The organism is Sphingomonas citricola, from assembly GCF_019429535.1.
GTDB lineage: Bacteria > Pseudomonadota > Alphaproteobacteria > Sphingomonadales > Sphingomonadaceae > Sphingomonas > Sphingomonas citricola.
This window is the reverse complement of the sequence record NZ_JAHXZM010000009.1, coordinates 23,717-43,333: the sequence shown is the minus strand read 5'-3', so window position 1 is coordinate 43,333 and position 19,617 is coordinate 23,717. Positions and strand designations below refer to the sequence as shown.

The window sequence follows — 19,617 nt, the reverse complement described above, 5'->3', positions numbered from 1 at the left end:
GTACGATGCAACACGATGCGATCCGGTCGCAGGCGACCCGATGGCCCGAGGGGTTAAACGACGAAGAGGCGGTACAGCGGCTGCGAACTTTATGTTTGGGTGCGTGCGACGGTATTCAGGATCTCGCTGATGACGCGAGATACAAGGCGCTTCGCCGCGCACTACTCAGCCGCGAGGATCTACGAGCCCTGGCTCCCGCCTTTGTCGCTGCCCAAGCAAATCTGTCCTCGTTTGTGCGGCATGTTCGTGAAACAAAGGAGCGCAATGAACGCCGCGACATGGTTCGCCTGCAATTTGCTCCGCTGCTTGAGGAGGTGGCTGGCAGCGCGACCGTCCATGCGTCGGGTTGGACGGGACGCACAAACATTCGCGAGCACGCTTTCCTTGTTCAGGCACTTGGTCCTGCCGCTCTACTCGCGGTCGAGCGCCTAATCAGAGACGAGGAGCAGATGCGGGACAATGGCGGGCCCGTTGATGAGGATCGCGAAGCAGCGCTCTCGCACCTGCGCGCCCTACATGAAGCTCTTGGCGATCTGATCGCCCTTGTCGCAGCACAGCAGCCACTCGATGCTGCGTTGAACCGCCTTCAAGCTATCCGACAATCGGCAAAGGTCACCATTGGTAAGGCGGTTGCAGCAGTGCCGGTCACGGCCGCTGCACTGACGGCATTTGCCGGCGTCGTTGGTATTGCTGACTTCTTTGTCGGAAACGTTGTTGTGTCACTTGCAGCAGGTGGCCTGGCAGGAAACACGATGAAAGACGTCATGCTCAAGCGGGACGTAAAGAGCTAAGACGAGCGGGAGCGTGGACCACCAGCACTATCGTCCACCCACTCAGACCCATCTTCGGCCATTCACTGGAAACGTCGCAGTTCCCGACTTCAGCCATCCGTTCGCGTCGCATGGCCTAATCGGAGAGGCCGCATTAACTATGCAGTGCTTCTCGCCCGCGCAGTTTGCCAAAACCATGCACGGCGGCTGGCAGCCAGCGTGCCGCTTGGAGACTCGCGTTTCATCGCGCTCTGACCTGCCAACCAGTCGTTCAGTCCTTCAACCGCGTTTCCAGCCCGTGCACGCATCCCGATAGACACCTGCTGTGATGCGCCGCGATTGCTACGGCATACCAACGTGTTCAGGCTGCCCTTTGGCAAAGATACCGCTTAGTAGGCTGCCAGCAATCCTTGCTAGCTCCACCGTATCATGCACGCTGAGCGGCCCGCGCCGTTGCCGCGGTGGTAAGTCCAAAGACTAGATGATTGATCGTGTGCATGGCCAGCGTCGCGCGATCGGCGCGCCACTCCGGCTGGTTCACTCCAAGCGCGGGCCCGAGCAACCAGTGCATTGTCACGTAGAAAGCTGCGCCAAATGCCAGACCCCCCGCAACTACCGGCGTGTCCTCGTCGGTTGCGGCAGCGTAGGTTACGGCGGCAAGTAGCCCGAGCGCGAGATGTCCACCTTGAATGACCGTTTGTTCAACTGCGGACGGCAGCTGGTCGGCAGGCGGCGTGTCGAGCCCGAGCTTGTCCGCCGCCGCACGCTCCAGCTTCGCCAGTTCGGACGGTTCACCCGACTTGCGCTCGCCCGATATCAGCAGCGCCGTGATACCGAGCCCGGCCACGAGCCCGCCCGCGAGCGCGCCGGCCCAGCGTTTCGTGTTGGTGTCCGCCATGTCAGCGAGCACCGGCGAACGAGAATAGCTCGGTGCGGATCGACGGCGGGGCGGCGGGCTTGAACCAGTTGGTGTCCTGGATGTGACTAGCGGTGACGTAGATGCGCCCGTCACGCCCTTCCGAGAAGGTGTCGGGCCAGCGCAGACGCCGGTCGGTCAGCACGTTCTGTACCGTGCTGCCGTTCAGCCGCTTGATCGAATAATCGGTCGGCGAAGTGATGTAGAGCGTACCTGCCTTGCTCATCCACAAACCGTCCGCGACCTGCGTCTGCGCGACCGTGCGGACCCCCGCGGCGCGCTGCGCCTCGGTGACTCCATCGCGCAGCAAAGCGGTATCAATCGAGTAGAGCGTCTTACCCGTCAGTGCCTGCCAGTAGAGTGTGCGACCATCGTTCGAGATTGCAATACCGTCGGCGGCGAAAGCGGGCTGGCGTCCGTCGGGGCGGACCAGCGGGCGGCCATCGAGCGCAACCTTGACGGTCTTGTCGATCTGCGTGGAGGGATGGCCATCGAGCGTGCGGAACGATCGGCCGCTCTCCAGGTCGACGACGATGATCGCGCCGCGCGTGCCGCTGTCCGTGATGTAGCCTGTCTTGCCATCGGGCGAGAAGCGGATGTCGTTGAGGTAGGTGCCTTGCAGCGCCACGTCACCGGGCACGGGGATGACCTTGGTCACGCGGTTGGTCCTGAGATCGATCCTGACCAGCTTGGGCGCGCCTTCGAGGATCTTCTCGTTGCCCGGTGCGCCCGGATCAACCACCCACAGGTTGCCCTTGCCGTCCGGGACGATCGACTGGACGCAGACGAAGTATCCGCTGACCGGCAACTCGCCGCTGCGCGCGTTGCGCCAGCTGTTCCACTTCGCGTCCGGGTAGGGCCGCAGCGTGCCATCCTTCATCACTTCCGCAACCGAGATCGGCGCGTCGTCGGTCCAGCGCGGAAAGTTGACGAAGCGGCGGCCGTCGGCCGTCACCGCCACGCCGGTCGCCTGATGCTCGAACTGGGCTTCCTGCTTGAGCTCTCCCGCGCTCGCCTGGGCATAGGTGATTGTAGCAGCGCTCAGCAGCGTGCTGGCAAGGGCGAGACTAGCAAGAAAGCGGGTTTTAGAACGCATGATTGTCTCCAGTGCCGAGCTGCGCGTGGTGCGCGCTGGTTGATCGTGAAACGCGAGAGATTGGATTGGGTGCGACGGGCGTGATGGAAGCACCGGTTGAGCGCGATCCGCGCAGAGGCGAACTCAGGCGGGGATGTCATCCACATTGCCGGTGTTCGCCGCTTCGATGCCGTTCTCGCGGTGCCGAAAATCGCTGAGCGCACGGTAGACCTGCATCCGCGCGCGCATCACGCCGCCCAAGGGACGATGCACCGCCAAGCTGTGTGCCGGACGGAAGGTCATGACCTCGTCGAAGTAACGCACCCGCTCGGGGCTATAGGCCGCTTGCCTAGGCAATCTGATCGTCGCGACTGTGCGGTACGGGCTGTCGCTCGTCGGCCAGTCGACCGATGTATCCTCGATCGGCTGCGTGTCCGCGTCGGTCCACAGCTGCGCGCGCAGTTCAAATACCGCGTCACTGTCGCCGAAGTAATCGACCGCGGCGTGACGAAAGCCGTCCTCGTCCTCGTGCGGATCGAGCCGCCAGTCGGTCAGCGCCTGCTGCTCCGGCGCAATTGGGAACGCTCCAATCTTCGCCACATGGTCGCCGAAGCGGATCGGGCACTGGCTGAAATAGTGCTCCGCCAGCGGGTGGCTGAACGGGTGCCCGTAGAAGTCGAGCGTCGGGCTCGGGCCAGCGCCGACCGCGTTCAGCACCTTGTTGATGTTGCGCGCGATCGAGGCCGCCGCGCTCTTTGCGCCTTCGGGCATCGGCACGGTCAAGCCGATCTTCTTGGCCTGCGACAGGAACCCCGCAGCGGTGCCCGCCGGAAACGTCGTGCCGCTTGCCAGCACGAAGTCCTGCGTCGGCGCATCATGACCGGGCAGCTTATCGCCCTCGACGCCGAACACCTTGATCGACATGCCGCGGTGCGTCGACACGCGGTCGCCGAGCTTCTCGCCTGGCCCTTGTGCGAAGCGGACGGCGACGTCGAACGTGCCCGGGTTGGCGAACAAGCCTTGCGCGAGCTCGGGCGGCAGGTCTGCGGCGACCGTCAGCGTGCCGGTGGTGCAAGCGGTGCTCTTGGCGTGGCTGGCGCGGACAGCGCGACCATCACGCTTCTCCACCGTCTGACTCTCCTGGGTCATACCCTTGATGATGCCGTCGATGCTTTCCTGCTCGTCCGGTTCGCGCGTCTCGATGTCATCGCTGTAACGTAAGAATCGCACAGTTGCCTGGGCCATGATCAAGGGTCCTCTCGAAAAGAGATGGCGGCGGCGCGATGCCGCCGCCGGTACGCTCAGCGACGCGCCGTGGGAGCTGCGAATGCCGCCTTCAGCCGCGCAACCGCGAGGTCGTTCGCTTCTTGCGCGCCGCGAACGACCTTTGCCATTCCGAAGAACTCGTGCGTGACGCCGGGGAAGGTCTTCTGCTCGACCTTGTCGCCTGCCTTGCGCATTGCGGCTGCCAGCGTCTCACCATCCGAGCGCAGCGGATCGATCTGCGCGTTGATGATCGTGGTGGGCGGGAGGCCGCGCAGGTTGGCTGATATCAGATTCAGCCGCGGGTCCTGCGCGTCGGCGGCACTGTTCTGATAGTAATAGCCGAACCACTTCAGCATCGCGGCATTGAGCGGTTTGGCATTAGCCGAGTCCATGCGTGACGGCAGTGTCATGCTGCTGTTGGCAATCGGATAGACCGAGACGATGTGGCGTGGCGCGGTTAGGCCATTGTCGCGCGCGTAGATTGCGGTCGCAACCGCCAGATTGCCGCCGGCGCTCTCGCCCACCACGGCGATCTTCATCGGGTCGCCGCCCCAGCTCGCCGCATTCGCCAGCGTCCAACGATAGGCAGCTGCCGCATCATCGTGTTGTGCCGGGAACTTGAACTCGGGTGCATGGCGGTATTCGACCGACACGACGATTGCGCTCAGCGCCTTCGACATCGCGCGCGGTGCCGCGTCATAGGTTGCGACATCGGCGATCACCCAGCCGCCACCATGATAATAGACCACGACCGGCATCGGCTTGCCACCTGCGGGCGCGTTCGCTGGCTTGTAGATACGCGCGAATTGCTTCGGATCGCTACCGTAGGGCACATCCTGCGTCGTGACCGAAGCATCTGGCGTGGTCGACATGCCCTTCTTCGCCATCGCCGCTTTCGCGCCGTCCGCCGCCGATGGCTGCATCCGTGCCTCCGCCGGGGTCAGCGTCTCGATCGGCTTGCCGCCGAGACCCGCCAGTGCATCTAGCACCATCTGCATGTCGGGTGCCGCCTTCGGCGGCTGGGTGCTGGTTGCGGGCGGCAGCGGGGGCGGCGGGGCGCTGACCGACCGCGGCGACTGCGCGAACACGCCTGCCGAAACGGCGAGCAAAGCGGCGACCGCAATACCGCGGAAGAGCGGCTTTTTCGAGATTGCTAGCATGTGTTCCTCCTGTTGTTAGAGACTTGAACAACGGAGAGCGCCGCAACGTTTCTGTACGGAACCGTTCCAAGCATGAATGAGCGCAGGAGAGGCAGTGGCGACGATTCTACCTATCAGCGGCACTGTGTCATCCCGTATTAAAACGGGTGGTAACCGCCTGCTTGGGGCCTTGAGTCCCAACGACGCGGCGTTGATCAGCCCCTATTTGGAACCAGTGTCGTTCACAGTCGGTGACTACATTACGCGTGCCGGCGCGCCGATAGAGAATCTGTGCTTCTTTGAGCAGGGAATAGCCGGTGTGCTCGACTCGCTCGACAATGATCGGCGCTATGCGGTCGGGCTGCTCGGCGCCGAGGGGTTCGTCGGCTGGCCCCTTCTTATGGGCGACGATCGCTCACCTTATGATGTCACCATGCGCGCCGAAGCCGGACGGGCACTGCGCATTCCAGCGGAGAAGCTGATCGCCGCGGTGGAACAGAGCGCGACCTTGCGCACGACGCTGCTTCGCTTCGCGCACATCTTCATGTTGCAGATGGGTCGCACGATTGTGTCGTCACTGGCGCACTCGATCGAACGCCGCATGGCCCGCTGGATCCTCTTGTACCACGACCGGGTGCAGGCGGACGAGATCTGCATGACGCACGAGGAGTTTCGGCTGATGCTCGGCGTACGACGCAGCAGCGTCACAGACGCGCTTCATCGCCTAGAGGAAGAACAGGCGATACGCGCGGTGCGTGCCAAAGTGCTAGTTGTTGACCGAGCCAAGCTAATCGCCTTGGCTGGAGATACATATGGTTACCCCGAGCAGGAGTATGCGCGCTTGCTGGCATGACGTCGGCCGGAGCCAAATGACAGCGAAGACCCAATAGCCGTCATTCGAAGCTGCCAGACCGCCTCCCGATTTCTGCCATTCGTTCATCACGCGAGACCGAGGCAGTGACCCAAATGCTGGGCTGACTGTGTGTCGGTTATTGGGAGGGAAGCGGTCTGTCCGCTTCGAAGCGTCGCGATAGCATTTCGGCCGTTCATTCATGCCGGCATTGCGACGGAACCGTGCGCAAACATTCAGACTAAGGCGCCTTTGATCAGGTCCGTGGCGTTAGTCCAACCGTCTGGGCTCGAGGCTAGGAATGGCGACACCGTCCTGCTACATCGTGATGCGACGAGGCTCCCTTCGCATACGCGCTGTAGTAACTGCGGCGTAAGAGCTAATGTCTGTACATAACCTGCGCGCCAGAGCTACTCTGCGACACGCTGGCGTGATTGGAAGGGAGGCCTCGTGCCGTATTGGGGAACGTTGTTCGGACAACCTCTCCGCGTCACCGTCCCGCCGGAGTTTGCAAGCGAAGCAACGCTTCTGGCCTATCTCGGTGTCGGCCCCCGCGAGCTCAAGAAAATCTGGTACTATCGCGAGCGAATGTATCAGCACTTCTCGATCGCCAAGGGCGAGAACAAGCTGCGTCTGATCAGCGCGCCCAATGACCGCCTGAAGCACTTCCAACGCCAGATCGCCGATCGGCTCGACGTCATGTACCGGCCGCGCAATCCGGTCCATGGCTTCGTCGACGACCGATCGGTCAAGACCAACGCGGCCGCTCATCTCGGCCGCCGCTACGTCGTCAATCTCGACCTCAAAGACTTTTTTTCAACAATCACCGAGAACCGTGTCGAGGGAATGCTGAGTTCGCTCAACCTCGACGCGCGCGTTGCCGCCATCATCGCGCGTATCTGCTGCATGAACGCGCACCTACCGCAGGGCGCGCCCAGCAGCCCCGTCCTCTCGAACATGATCTGCTTCCGCCTCGATAAGCGGCTGATGGCCGTCGCGAAGGGCGCGCGCTGCATCTACACGGGTGCTGTCAGTCTAACGCGAAGCGCTCTCTGGACGATGCATTTGGGTCTTTGAGGACGTGCGCCTAGCTCGCGAGCACCTGCCACTCAGCCAAGGCGGCTGAGCGGCGTTCCTTGTAGGTCTGTCGGTCAACGAGGTGGCGGTCGAGATTGAAGTGGTTGTGGACGTTGGCGTGAACCGAGGCGAACTTCTGAAGCGTCTTCATCTGCCTGAACCGGAGCATCGCTCGTTCTCGTCGCCTGAATGGCAAATGTGAGTTCTCGACCCTGTTGTTGGCCCAGCGTCCAACCTCCTGCTTGTCGCGGTTGCCAAGCTCGGTCATCGCCGCACCGTAGCTGCGGAGGCCATCGGTGGTGATTGCCTCTGCTGAGCCGTGGCGCTTCATCGCCTTCTTCATGAACGCAAGTGCCGCACCCTTGTCGCGCGTCTTGGTGACGTAGCTCTCCAACACCTCACCCTCGTGGTCGACCGCTCGCCACAGGTAGACCATCTCGCCGTTTAGCTTCACGTACATCTCGTCCAGGTGCCAGCGCCAGTGACGAAAGCCACGCATGCGGCTGACACGTTGACGCCGGATATCACCGGCGAACAGCGGGCCAAACCTGTTCCACCATAGCCTCACCGTCTCATGGCAGATGTCGATCCCGCGCTCGAACAGCAGGTCCTCTACGTTCCGCAGCGAAAGCGGAAAGCGCACGTACATGAGCACCACCAGCCGGATCACCTCCGGTGACGAGTTGAAGTAGCGGAACGGCGAAGCGGGCTTGCGGGCGCGAGGCATGCGCCTCCCCTACCCGCTCCGCATTACCAGCAGGTGCATTTGGTTTGACGACGCCCCTAAAAAGCATAACGTGCGCCTAGAAAGAATTGCCGTCCCGTATGCGTTAGGACGTTCAAACGGTTGGTTTCGTCCACGAATTGATCATTCTTCTGATCGGTCAGATTGATCGCTTCCAGACTAATTTTAAAGCGGTCCGTAACGTTGTATGATACCTGTGCGTCAACGTTGGTAGTTGAATTGGTGCCATTATAAGCATTGCCCTCCGTGCCCGGTACCGCAGTCAGATATTTGGAGCGGTAGGCTATCGATCCACGGATCGCGAATTTGGTGGTTTCGAAATACAACGTACCGTTCGCGGCGTGTTTCGATAGGCCGACTAGCGGCTCACGCACGCTCGATCCGCCAGTGGCGCTGGTCAGATATTCAATGTTCGAATCCACCCAGGTGTAATTGGCGAGCACACCGAAGTTCGATAGGAAGCCGGGCAGGAAGCTGAAGGGCTGTTGCACGTTAACCTCGAACCCGCGCAGCCGCCCGCCGCTCGAATTGACCGGCTGGCTGACAATGAAGATATCGCCAGGCGATACGTTGCTCGGCAGCAGCGAGGCGGGCAGCCCGAGCGCGGAAAACGGCAGCTGCGTGCTCAGCGTCTGGACAAAGGTGCCGATATCCTTGCGGAACGCCGCCACTGCATAGATCGCGCCGGTGGTCGGATACCATTCGACTGACACGTCGATGTTGTCCGATTCGGTCGGGTTGAGGTCTGGATTACCCGAGCTGAACGACCGATTGCCGCCCGAAATGTTCAGGTTCCCGCCTGGCGTAATCGATGAGATGCCGGCGCGCGCCAGTGTCTTGGCCGCGGCGAAGCGGACGAGCAGGTTGTCGGTGACGTCGAGCACCAGATTGCCCGACGGCAACCAGCGATCGTAGCTGCGCTTCGCGGTGACGAGGTTCACCTGCGCGCCCTGGCTGGCATAGCCGGTCGAGGTCTGGTCGGTGTTGACGTAACGCACGCCGAGGTCACCGCGGACTGGCAGGCCGCTATCCGCGAAGTTGAACGACGCCATGCCGTAGGCGCCGAGATCCTGCTCCTCTACCGTGATGTAGCTGCCCCGCGCGGTCGCATTCTCGACGCCGCCCGTGGTGTAGATCGGATTGCCGTAGATGCCGTACTGGCTGATGAACGCGTCGAGGTTGGGGATCACCCACGATGTCGGCGTCCCGCCGGGCACGTTCAGCCCCTTGCCGAAGCCGTTGAACGTGGTCACGCCGGCGGCCAGTTGCGCCGGGGTCAGCGTTTGCACCACCGTTTCCGCCTGCAAGCGCCGCCGCTCGGTCGAGGAATAGCGGAACCGCCGCCAGTCGACCCCGCCTTTCACGGTCAGAAACGAGCTGGTCTTCCATTCTAGGAAGCCCTTGGCGTTGGTGAAGTCGTTGTCGACCGTCTGCGGGCGGATGCGCACCTCGGACGTACCGTTGGTGAAGGCAAAGGTAGCGGGGTCCGCTATGTTGACGCCGGGGCGGATCACCGGAAAACGCCCTTGCGAGAAATCGTAGAAGAAGCCCTGCGTGTTCGTGGCATCGATCGTGACCGTGGTCTGGACCGGATTGTCGAACGCCGACTTGGAATAACCCACCACCGAGCCGAACTTCAGCCGGTCGCCGAACTTCTGGTCGAGCGTCGCAGTCACCTGATAGAAGTCGGTCTGCAATTCGTCGTAGCGCGATTGGGTGCGCAGGTCGACGTTGTCGAACGTGCCGCTGATGATGTTGTTGTCGCCGTCGACCGTCCCTGACCGGATGATCGTCTGCGGCTTGCCTGTCCCTGAGCGGCTGAAGCTGATCGCCTGGAACTGCGACTCCCGCCGCGTGCCATCGAGCCGCGAGTAGAGGCCGTCGATCGACAGCAAGGTCATGTCGGTCGGCGCGAACTGCACGGCGGCGGCGGCACCCAACCGCTTTTGATCGATGTCGTAGCTGACGAGGCCGGGGATCCGCGGGTGGAACAAGGCGGTGTCGGGATTGGCGTTGTTGATCTGTGCCAGCGAGTAGCCCGCCAGCGTGGAAGCGGCGTTGAAGCCACCGTTGAAGCCACCGTAGCTCCAGCGCGTGATGTTGGCGCCTTCCTCGCGCAGCTTGCGCTCCTCGTAGGACACCGACAGCAAGGCGCCGAAGCGCTTGTCGTCGGTCACGACCGAGACGAGGCCGGAGACGCGCGGCGTCGCCTTCTCGCGCAGGTCGTTGTACGATGCCTGCGCCGACAGGGCGACGGTCGGCTTCTTGTAGTCGAACGGGCGCGCGATCTGCAGGTCGACGGTGGCCCCGAGCGATCCTTCTTCGACGTCGGCGGTGGCGGTCTTGCGCACCGCCAAGCTGTTAAACAGGTCGGACGAGAAGATGTTGAAGTCGAACCCGCGACCGCGATTAACGCCACCAGAGTTATCGGTGCCGCCGGTGGTGCCGATCGCCTCCATCCCGTTGATGCGCACGCGGGTATATTCGGGGCCGAGGCCGCGGACCGAGATGTTGCGTCCCTCGCCGTTGACGCGGTTGATCGTCACGCCGGGAATGCGCTGGAGCGACTCCGCGAGGTTGAGGTCAGGGAACTCCGCGATGTCCTCGGCCTTGATCGCGTCGATCGAGGCGGTCTCGTTGCGCTTCAGGTTGATCGCGCTGTTGAGGCTCTGGCGGAAACCGGTGACGATGATGTCGGCCGCCTGGCCTTCGGGCGCGGGTGCGTCGGCGACCTGCGGGTCGACCGGCGCCGCGGGCGACGGCGGCGGCGTCTCGGTTTCCTGCTGCTGCCCGGCGGCGCGGCTGTCCTTCTGCGCGTTCGTCTCGGGCGCGGCTTGCGCGTGGGCCGACGCGACCGTGAGAAGGGCGCCGACCGCAGTCGAGAGCGCGAGAACGGTGTGGATGCGACGGTAGCCGGTCATGGCGGTCCTCTCCTGTGCGATGCCGGCGTCGTCAGGGCGAACCGGTTCTTCGAGGGCCTCGATTAGCCACGCCGCACCGACGAGCGCCAACCTCAATCGAACATCGATCGATGCCGGACGTGCACCAATCGACGCTGACACCGATCGTAGAGGCGCAATCGAGCCAAGGCGTGGCATGATCGTCGCGCGATGCGACTTGGACGCTGGCGCATGGCTCGTCTACTTGGGATGGCTCAACCGCATCCCCGCGTGAGACGGGGCGCAGGCTCGAGAGGATCGAAGCATGACCGCGACCGCTGCCATCCCGGCCACATCGGCGTCCAACCCGGCACGTCCGACGCGCATGCGTTACCAAGTGATCGTGCTGATCTTTGCGATCACCGCAATCAACTATGCCGATCGCGCAACCTTCTCGATCGCCGGATCGGCCGCATCGAGCGAACTCGGGCTGTCGCCCGTGCAGACGGGCTTCATCCTCTCCGCGTTCGCCTGGGCCTATGCGCTGGCGCAGATCCCCGGCGGCGCGATGCTCGACCGGTTCGGCACCAAGCGGATCTACGCCGGCGCGATCGCCTGCTGGTCGGTGCTGACCGCATTGCAGGGTTTCACCGGCCTGCTCGTCGGGGTGTCGGCGGTGGCGACGTTGTTCGCGCTTCGCTTTCTGGTCGGGCTGGCGGAGGCACCATCGTTCCCGGGTAATGCGCGGCTCGTCACCGCCTGGTTCCCGAGCGCGGAGCGCGGCACCGCGTCGGCGATCTTCAACTCGGCGCAGTATTTTTCGCTCGTCGCCTTCGCGCCATTGATGGGTTGGCTGGTCCACTCGTTCGGCTGGCGATCGGTGTTTTGGGTGATGGGCGGGCTAGGCCTCGTCGCCACCGCACTGTTCGTGCGCACGATCCACTCGCCGATCCGCCACCCGTCGATCAACGCCGCCGAACTGCATCACATCGAGGCGGGCGGCGGTCTGGTGCGGATGGAGGAAGCGGGCGTCGCCCGCCCCGCGACCTTCACGCGCGCGAACCTCAGGCGATTGCTCGCCAACCGGATGCTGCTCGGCATCTATTTCGGGCAATATTGCATCAACGTGCTGACCTACTTCTTCGTCACCTGGTTCCCGATCTACCTGGTCAAGGAGCGCGGGCTGAACATCATGGAGGCCGGCTTCGCCGCCGCCGCGCCTGCCTTGTGCGGGTTCGCAGGCGGGCTGCTCGGCGGGTTTGCGTCCGACCTGATCCTGAAGCGGAGCGGCTCGGTGGACCTCGCGCGTAAGGGGCCGGTCACGGTCGGCATGCTGCTCGCAACGCTGATCATTGCCTGCGTCTGGGTCGAGCAGGAGTGGCTGATGATCGCGCTGATGGCGGCGGCGTTCTTCGGCAAGGGCATTGCCTCGCTCGGCTGGGCGGTCATGGCGGACGTCGCGCCCAAGCAGCTCGCCGGCCTCGCCAGTGGCGTGTTCAACATGTTCGGCAACATCGCCGGCATCGTGACGCCGATCGTTGTCGGCTACATCGTCGCGGCGACGGGGTCGTTCGATTGGGCGCTGGTGTTCGTCGGCGCGCATTGCGTGCTGACGATCGTCGCCTTCCTGTTTGTGGTCGGACCGATCAAGCGGGTGGAGCTCGCGTGATGCAGCGGCGTGACCTGCTGCTCGGAGCTGCCGCCGGCCTCGCGCTCCCCGCCGCGGCGAGAGGTGCGCCCGCCGGAATTGCGATCGATACACCCATGCCCGCGCCGCGCTGGGCGACGCTCCAGCGCCGGTTGTTCGACGCCAATGCGACGGCGTGCGAGGCGTTCTATGCCAAATACGTCGACGCGCACGATCGGTTGATCGTGACCGAGCGCTGGGGCGCGAACGACGGGCCGGACGACGCGGCGGAGGCGACCAACGATTGGGAGCTGCTCCACGCACTCGGCGGATCGGACAATATCCTGACGCTCGCGCGGCGTTTCTGGGAAGGGCATCTGTGCCAGTTCACCACCGCGCGCACCACACAGGTGCCGATCGCGCGCGCGGGCATGTACTACCGCGAGTTCCCGGTGCAGATGGACTGGCAGCACAATGCCGAGGGGCTGACGAGCTTCAACCTGCAAGGGCTGTCGACGCCGCGCGACGCCAAGCTGGCGGCCCGCACGCGCCGCTTCGCCGATTTCTACACCGGGCGCGATCACGATGCGCCCAATTACGACCCCGCGCGCCAAATGATGCGCAGCCTGCTGAACGGCAGCCGCGGGCCGATGCTGCGCGCAGCGACCCCGCTCGACTGGGCGGGCGACCCGTTCGACCCCACGCGCTTCCACATGGAGCATGGCGAGCGGACCTATCAGGAAACGCTCGACCACTATGCCGAGTACGGCGACGTGGTCGGCGACAATCCGCTCAACCTGCAGGCGACGACGCTGGGGCTGAACGCCTACGCGCTGGGTTTGGGCGAGCGGTTCCGGCGCTGGAGCCTCGACTATCTCGACGCATGGGTCGCACGCGCGGCGGCGAACGGCGACGTGGTGCCGAGCAAGATCGCGCCCGACGGACGGATCGCGCCCGATTGGTGGGGCGGCACCTACGGCTGGGGCTTCTCGCCGGTCGTGCCGCAGACGGGCAAGCGCGAGAACCGCAATCGGGTGTCGCGCGCGATCACCGCCTTCATGAACGGCACGCTGCTGACCGGCGATCCGGCCTATATCGAGGTGTGGCAGCGGCAGCGCGCGTTGCTGGAACGCCACGCGCGCACGATCGACGGTGTCGCCCACGTGCCGACGATGCACAATGCGGACGGCTGGTACGGCTGGACCCCCACGCCGAACCGCACCAACGGGTTCGAGATCTGGTACGTGACGCAGAGCCCTGCGGACCGTGCGGCGGCGGGCGACCATCCGTGGATCGCGTTTCTCGAAGGGCGCAACGCCCGCTACCCCGAACAGGCGATCGAGGCCGACCTGACGCGGGTCGCCGAACGCGCGGCGCGCGCGCGCGCGGACCGCACCACCAAGGAGACGCGGCTCGCCGACTGGCCGATCGACATCAATCCGGCGAGCGTCGGGAGCCTGGTCGCGCTGACCACCGGCGGCCTACACATTGCGCGACCGTCGTGGAGCAAGACGTCGCCGGCGCAGGGCGGCGTGACGCTCCACGCGCGGCTGCGCTGGTTCGATGCCGACGCACGGCGCGCGGGGCTGCCGGAGGATGTCGCCGCACTGGTGACCGCAATGGGCGATCGAACATGCGCCGTAACCCTGGTCAACACCGGCGTCCAACCACGGACCGTGATCGTACAAGGCGGCGCCTACGCCGAGCACCGCATCGACGCGGTCACGCTTGGCGGACGAACGACAACAGTCGGCACGCGCGATGCGACCGTGCGATTGGCACCGGGCAGCGGGGCCAGTCTGTCGCTATCGATGACCCGCTACGCCAACCGACCGACGCTGGCGTTCCCATGGGATCGGTAGCGGCTCACCCGCCAGGCTTGATGTAGGGCGCGACCGCAAACAGCAGGCGTTCCTCGCGCCGCGGATCGCTCTCGATCCGGCAGGTGCGATCGAAGATCATCGTCGCGCGCGTCGCCAAATCGAAGCGCGGCCATGCCGGCAGCGCGCGCGTGTTCGGGTCGCCGCTGCGCGCGAAGGCGACGAAGCTGTCGGCCATGCGCGTCGCAAGCGAGCGCGCCAGCGCGTCGTCGCCGGTCCGCGCGCTCGGCACCGCGGTGTTGTCGAACACCAGCCCGATATCGAGTGAATGGAACGCGCCCAGCACGCCGCCTGCCTCGGGCGAGGGATAGTCGAGCTGATACATCCACGTCGGTGCGCCGATCTTCGCGCGCTCCTCGGCCTGGATCAGATGACCGGGCCATGAGCGCCCGGCGGTGGTGGCGGCGAGCAGGATCTGCCCCGCCGTGCGGGTGGGATAGAACTGGCGATAGCGCGCGATCACGTAGTCGGGCGCCACGTCCTTGACGCTGTTGGCGACCAGCCGCGCGGGCAGATTGTCCCATGTCGTGTCGCCGCGCCGCAGCATGTCGCCGATCCATAACGCCGTCTCGTCGTGCGTGTTACCGACGATCAGCGGGATGTGCGCGGCTTCGCGCGGCGCGTCGGGATAGAAGGGATGCCGCGGCAGGACATGGTGGTCGAGCGTCGAGGTAAAGCTGATCTCCCCCTTGTGCTCGATCGGATCGGTCATCGCCATCGCGTCGACCAGTCGCTCAATCGGCAGGGTGGCGAGTTCGGCGGCGGAGCGCGCGCCCGCTTGCGCCATGAAGGCACGTGCGCGCACGGTCGCGTTGTTGGGGCCGGCGGCGGTGACGTGCTGCCCGCTCATCGTCGCGACGCGGTGGATCAGCGGGCGGCCTTCCGGCATCGCCATCAGCGTCACCGCCTTGGCGCCGCCACCCGACTGGCCGAACACGGTCACGCACGCCGGATCGCCGCCGAAGCGCGCGATGTTGTCGCGCACCCATTCGAGCGCAAGCACGATGTCGAGATTGCCGACGTTGCCCGACTCCGCCGGACCGCCGAGTTGCGCGAGATAACAATAACCGAGTGCGGCGAGCCGGTGGTTCAGCGTCACCACCACCACGTCGCGTCGCGCCAGGTCGGTGCCGTCGTAGAGCGGGTCGCTGCCCGATCCGTGCGCGTGTGCGCCGCCGTGCAGGTACACCATTACCGCGCGCCGCGCGCGGTCGAGCCCGGGTGTCCAGACGTTGAGGAACAGGCAATCCTCGCTCGTCGGCTCCTCGCTGCGCGTCTGCGGCGCGGCAGCACCGTAGCGGGTTGCGTCGGCGACGTTCCGCCATGCCGGCGGCGGCACCGCGCGCGCGAAGCGGCGCGGCGCGATGCCGTAGCGCAATCCCTTGAAGACCAGGATGCCGCGCTCGCGGACACCCCGCACCCGCCCGCCGCGCGTCGCCGCGACCGGATCGCCGCGCGTCGCCGCGACCGGATCGCCGCGCGCCGCCGCGGCCGTCGGCACGCTCATCGTCGTGACGGCGAGCCCCGCCAGAACGGTGCGGCGATCGGTCACGCGGCAACCTCGGCACATAGCCGCCGCATCGCCTCCAGAGCGGGATTGGCGTTGTCGCGCCGCCACGCCATGTGCAACTCGACCGGCCGCTCGGGTTCGGTGACGAGGCGTCTGAATTGAATGTCACTCATGTGGAGTCCCGCCGCGCTCTCCGGCACGATTGCGGCGGCGAGCCCGGCCTGAACGAGCCCGAGCATCGAGTGGATCTGCGTCACGTGCTGCACGAACACCGGATTGACGCCGGCGTCGTCGAACAATCGCGCGAGCATGTCGTGGAAATAGCCTGCGCCCTGACGCGCATAGGTGATGAGCGGCAGGCCATCGAAATTGGACGGGACGAGTTCGGCCAGCGCTTGGCGCGGGTCACCCCCGGGCAGCGCGGCGACCAGCGGCTCGTGGAGCACGCACACGGTGTCGAACTCGTGGCGGTGGATCGGCGGGCGGACGAAGCCGATGTCGATCAGGCCGGTCAGCAGCCCCTCGACCTGATCGGCCGACACCATCTCGCGGAGTTCGAGATCGATGTTGGGCAGGCTGGCGCGCGCTTGTGCGACGATCTGCGGCACCAGATTGTAGCCCGACACCGCGGTGAAGCCGATCGCGACCTTGCCCGCGTCACCCTTGGCGACGCGCCGCGCGGACAAGGCCGCACTCTCGGCCAGTCGGACGATGCGGCGCGCCTCAATCAGAAACACGCGCCCCGCCGGCGTCAGCGCGACGTTGCGGCTGGTGCGCTCCAGCAATGTCACGTCAAGGATGCGCTCCAGCAGCTGGATCTGTCGGCTGAGCGGCGATTGCGTCATGTTGAGCCGCTGCGCCGCGCGGCCGAAGTGCAGCTCCTCGGCGGCGGCGACGAAGCAGCGGAGCTGGCTCAATTCAAACATGCGGTCAGACTAAGACGACGTTTCGGCCAACACCATCGTCATGCCGCGCCGGGTAGACACAGACTGATGCTTGAAGCCGGAATGGCGGACGCGGGGCTGAGCGTCGCATGATCGCGGGCCAGCGAGCAGAAACTACGCCGCCGCGGCGAGCGACTGTGGCGAGATGCCCTCTATCAGCGCGCGAAGCTCCGCATTCTCTGCGGCGGTGAGATCGGTGAGCGGAGTGCGTACCGGACCTGCGTCGCGGCCAACCGCGCGCATGCCGGCCTTGACGATCGACACGGCATAACCCTGACCACGGTTACGCAACGCGATATAAGGAAGGACGAAGCGTCGGAGACCGTCTATCACGGTGGCTTGATCGTTCGCGCGGACCGCCTTGTAGAAGGCCAGCGCCCAGTCGGGGACGAAATTGAAGATCGCCGACGAGTAGGTGGTGACCCCCATCGTCAAGTAGGGCACCGCGAAGGTTTCCGCGGTGGGCAGGCCGCCGATATAGGTCAGGCGGTCGCCCATACGTGCAAAGATGCGCGTCATCAGCTCAATATCGCCGACGCCGTCCTTGTAGCCGACAAGGTTGGGATTGCGCTCACAAAGACGGGCGAGCGTCTCGTCATTCACGACGGCGTTGTCGCGATTGTAGACGATGACGCCCATGCCGGTAACGCGGCAAACCGCCTCGATGTGCTGCGCAAGACCCTCCTGCTTCGAACCCACGAGGTAGGGCGGAAGCAGCAGAAGTCCGTCGGCACCGGCTTTCTCCGCATCGCGGGCGATGCCGGTGGCGATCGCGGTGCCGTAGCCGCAGCCCGAGATGACAGGTGTGCGGCCGTTCGTTTCGGCCACCGCGGCGGCGACAACGGTGGCGACCTCGGTCGGGGTGAGCGAGAAGAATTCGCCGGTGCCGCCGGCCGCGAACAAACCGGCGAGTTCGTGCTCGAGCATCCAAGCGCAGTGCGCGCGGTAGGGCGCCTCATCGAACGCACCCTCGGCCGTGAAGTGGGTGACCGGAAACGACAGGAGCCCCTGCCCCAGCGTCTTTGCCATTGTCGTGGGTGCCAGGGTGGTCATGCCATGCTCTCCGTGGATCCCGCGCGATCGATGAGCGTCGGGTATGAATGGTGCCTTACCGCGCGTCCGGCAGGAGCGTCCAAGCCAAAGGGAAGGCTGATCGATGCGCAGGGTGGATCGATCGCATGCCCGAGCCCGCGAGCATCATATGCGACACCGAGCCTGATCCTTCGCCGCGCTTCCTTAGTCAGGAGAAGAGAAACAGAACTCCGGATCAAGCGTGGACTGGCGAAGACCGTTAGCCGGTGGGCTCTGGAGCGGCCCACGCGCCTCCACGTTCGAGCGAGAGCGCCGATCCATCAAAGTTCCGCCTTCCCATCGATACGGCGCGGCAGCGCGAATGGATTGTCGTCGCGCAGCATGGCCGGGAGGAGCGTGTCAGGGAGCGACTGGTAGCAAACTGGGCGCAGGAAGCGATCAAGCGCGAGGCTGCCGACCGAGGTGGAGCGGCTGTCCGAGGTCGCTGGAAACGGCCCACCGTGAACCATCGCGTGGGCAACCTCCACCCCGGTGCCGAAGCCGTTGACGAGAAGACGGCCTGCCTTGCGCTCGAGTAGCGGAACGAGCGCTGCGACATCGGCGTAATCTTCCTCGTCGACATGGAGCGCGGCGGTGAGCTGCCCCTCAAGTGCGCCGATGACGGCGGTCATCTCCGCGACGTCGCCGCACCGGACGAGAAGCGCGGCCGGGCCGAATATTTCTTCGTGGAGGTGGGGTTCGGCGAGGAAGGCAGCAGCGTCGATCTCAAAGAGGTGTGCGTGCGCCTCGAAGGGAGCTGTGGGCGGCGCGCCCTGCCCGCACACTCGCGCCACGCCGCGCCGCTTCTCAACCCCTTTGACGTAGGCGGTGTGGATACCTGGGGTGAGCATGGTCGTGGCGGGAAGCGCCTCGATCGCGGCCGAGGCATGATCGAGAAACGTGTCGAGGTCGGGACCGTCGAGTGCGATCAGTAAGCCGGGATTGGTGCAGAACTGACCGGTGCCGAGCGTCAGCGCCTGCGCGAAACCGGTGGCGATGGTGTGCCCGCGTGCGGCGAGCGCGGCGGGGAAGATGAGTACCGGATTGACGCTCGACATCTCAGCATAGACCGGGATGGGCTCGCGCCGTGCGGCAGCAACTCGGGCGAGCGCGAGACCGCCGGTACGCGAACCGGTGAAGCCGACCGCCTTGACGCGCGGGTCGGCGACGAGGGCGGTGCCGACCGCGCGCTCGCCGATGAGGAGCTGGAAGACGCCGGCCGGAAGGCCGCAAGCCCGGCGTGCGGCATCGACCGCACGCGCGATAAGGACGGAAGTACCAAGGTGGGCCGAGTGCGCTTTGACGATCACCGGACACCCCGCGGCGAGCGCCGACACGGTGTCCCCACCAGCGACCGAGAAGGCGAGCGGGAAGTTGGATGCGCCGAAGACCGCAACGGGGCCGAGTGGCACCATGCGGAGTCGCAGGTCGGGACGCGGCAGCGGCGCACGGTGGGGGAGCGCGGGGTCAATGCGGACACCTGCCCAGCTGCCCTCGCGGAGGACGTCGGCGAAGAAGCGGAGCTGGGCGCAGGTACGCCCGCGCTCGCTCTCGATGCGGCCGCGCGGCAGGCCGCTCTCGCGTACGACGATGTCGATGAGCGCATCGCCCAGCGTCACGATCTGCTCGGCGATCGCCTCTAGGAAGGCGGCACGCGCCGAGGGGGCGAGCTCGCGAAGGACGTCAAAGGCGGCGTCGGCGGCGGCGCATGCGATCTCGACGTCGCGTTCGTGGGCGGCGGGATAGCCCGGATCTATGACCGTGCCGGTGGCCGCTTCCACCGAATGGAGCAGTGCGCCGGTCCCGTTCGTCCACGCGCCATCGATCAGTCCCGCGTACATTCAATCTCTCCTCGTCGCGCGCGACTT

General features: G+C 65.2%; 15 protein-coding genes. 5 read left to right on the top strand and 10 right to left on the bottom strand.

Going from position 1 to position 19,617, the window contains the following annotated elements:
- The first annotated feature begins 5 nt into the window (after positions 1–5).
- A complete protein-coding gene (locus KZ810_RS16725; RefSeq protein ID WP_219770266.1) occupies positions 6–791 on the top strand; it encodes a hypothetical protein in 786 nt (261 codons plus the stop codon).
- Positions 792–1,197: 406 nt separating this feature from the next.
- On the opposite strand, the gene KZ810_RS16720 is transcribed toward KZ810_RS16725, so the two are convergent.
- The 4 genes from KZ810_RS16720 to KZ810_RS16705 form a co-directional block, all read right to left on the bottom strand.
- On the bottom strand, positions 1,198–1,668 hold the full coding sequence (locus KZ810_RS16720) for a hypothetical protein (RefSeq protein ID WP_219770265.1): 471 nt from the start codon (positions 1,666–1,668) through the stop codon (positions 1,198–1,200).
- Between the two features lies 1 nt (position 1,669).
- Complete coding sequence (locus tag KZ810_RS16715) at positions 1,670–2,782, bottom strand: L-dopachrome tautomerase-related protein (RefSeq protein WP_219770264.1); 1,113 nt, start codon at positions 2,780–2,782, stop codon at positions 1,670–1,672.
- A 123-nt stretch (positions 2,783–2,905) separates the two neighbouring features.
- Positions 2,906–4,006, bottom strand: coding sequence for a catalase family protein (locus KZ810_RS16710; protein WP_219770263.1), 1,101 nt, complete (start codon positions 4,004–4,006; stop codon positions 2,906–2,908).
- Between the two features lie 56 nt (positions 4,007–4,062).
- Positions 4,063–5,187 (bottom strand): alpha/beta hydrolase, encoded by a 1,125-nt coding sequence (locus KZ810_RS16705; protein ID WP_219770262.1) that lies wholly within the window; start codon positions 5,185–5,187, stop codon positions 4,063–4,065.
- 94 nt (positions 5,188–5,281) lie between these two features.
- Between KZ810_RS16705 and KZ810_RS16700 the strand changes: the two genes are divergently transcribed.
- Complete coding sequence (locus KZ810_RS16700) at positions 5,282–6,019, top strand: Crp/Fnr family transcriptional regulator (protein WP_219770261.1); 738 nt, start codon at positions 5,282–5,284, stop codon at positions 6,017–6,019.
- Between the two features lie 447 nt (positions 6,020–6,466).
- Positions 6,467–7,093: a reverse transcriptase family protein gene (locus KZ810_RS16695; RefSeq protein ID WP_219770260.1), complete on the top strand. Its 627-nt coding sequence runs from the start codon at positions 6,467–6,469 to the stop codon at positions 7,091–7,093.
- 10 nt (positions 7,094–7,103) lie between these two features.
- Here KZ810_RS16695 and KZ810_RS16690 read toward each other — a convergent pair whose 3' ends face one another.
- Both KZ810_RS16690 and KZ810_RS16685 read right to left on the bottom strand, forming a co-directional pair.
- A complete protein-coding gene (locus KZ810_RS16690; protein WP_219770259.1) occupies positions 7,104–7,820 on the bottom strand; it encodes an IS6 family transposase in 717 nt (238 codons plus the stop codon).
- Positions 7,821–7,876: 56 nt separating this feature from the next.
- Entirely contained in the window at positions 7,877–10,759 is a 2,883-nt protein-coding gene (locus tag KZ810_RS16685; RefSeq protein ID WP_219770258.1) for a TonB-dependent receptor, read from the bottom strand.
- A 283-nt stretch (positions 10,760–11,042) separates the two neighbouring features.
- Between KZ810_RS16685 and KZ810_RS16680 the strand changes: the two genes are divergently transcribed.
- Positions 11,043–12,386, top strand: a complete 1,344-nt coding sequence (locus tag KZ810_RS16680; protein WP_219770257.1) for an MFS transporter — start codon at positions 11,043–11,045, stop codon at positions 12,384–12,386.
- Complete coding sequence (locus KZ810_RS16675; RefSeq protein WP_219770256.1) at positions 12,386–14,206, top strand: DUF8034 domain-containing protein; 1,821 nt, start codon at positions 12,386–12,388, stop codon at positions 14,204–14,206. Before KZ810_RS16680 ends, KZ810_RS16675 begins: the two co-directional genes overlap by 1 nt.
- 4 nt (positions 14,207–14,210) lie before the next feature.
- On the opposite strand, the gene KZ810_RS16670 is transcribed toward KZ810_RS16675, so the two are convergent.
- From KZ810_RS16670 to KZ810_RS16655, 4 genes are all read right to left on the bottom strand, one after another.
- The gene (locus KZ810_RS16670; RefSeq protein ID WP_308461586.1) at positions 14,211–15,776 is read right to left on the bottom strand and encodes a carboxylesterase/lipase family protein; all 1,566 of its coding nucleotides are present in this window, start codon (positions 15,774–15,776) and stop codon (positions 14,211–14,213) included.
- A complete protein-coding gene (locus tag KZ810_RS16665) occupies positions 15,773–16,660 on the bottom strand; it encodes a LysR substrate-binding domain-containing protein (protein WP_219770254.1) in 888 nt (295 codons plus the stop codon). Before KZ810_RS16665 ends, KZ810_RS16670 begins: the two co-directional genes overlap by 4 nt.
- Before the next feature lie 132 nt (positions 16,661–16,792).
- A complete protein-coding gene (kdgD, locus tag KZ810_RS16660) occupies positions 16,793–17,731 on the bottom strand; it encodes a 5-dehydro-4-deoxyglucarate dehydratase (protein ID WP_219770253.1) in 939 nt (312 codons plus the stop codon).
- Between the two features lie 299 nt (positions 17,732–18,030).
- Positions 18,031–19,590 (bottom strand): aldehyde dehydrogenase (NADP(+)), encoded by a 1,560-nt coding sequence (locus tag KZ810_RS16655; RefSeq protein WP_219770252.1) that lies wholly within the window; start codon positions 19,588–19,590, stop codon positions 18,031–18,033.
- Positions 19,591–19,617: the final 27 nt, after the last annotated feature.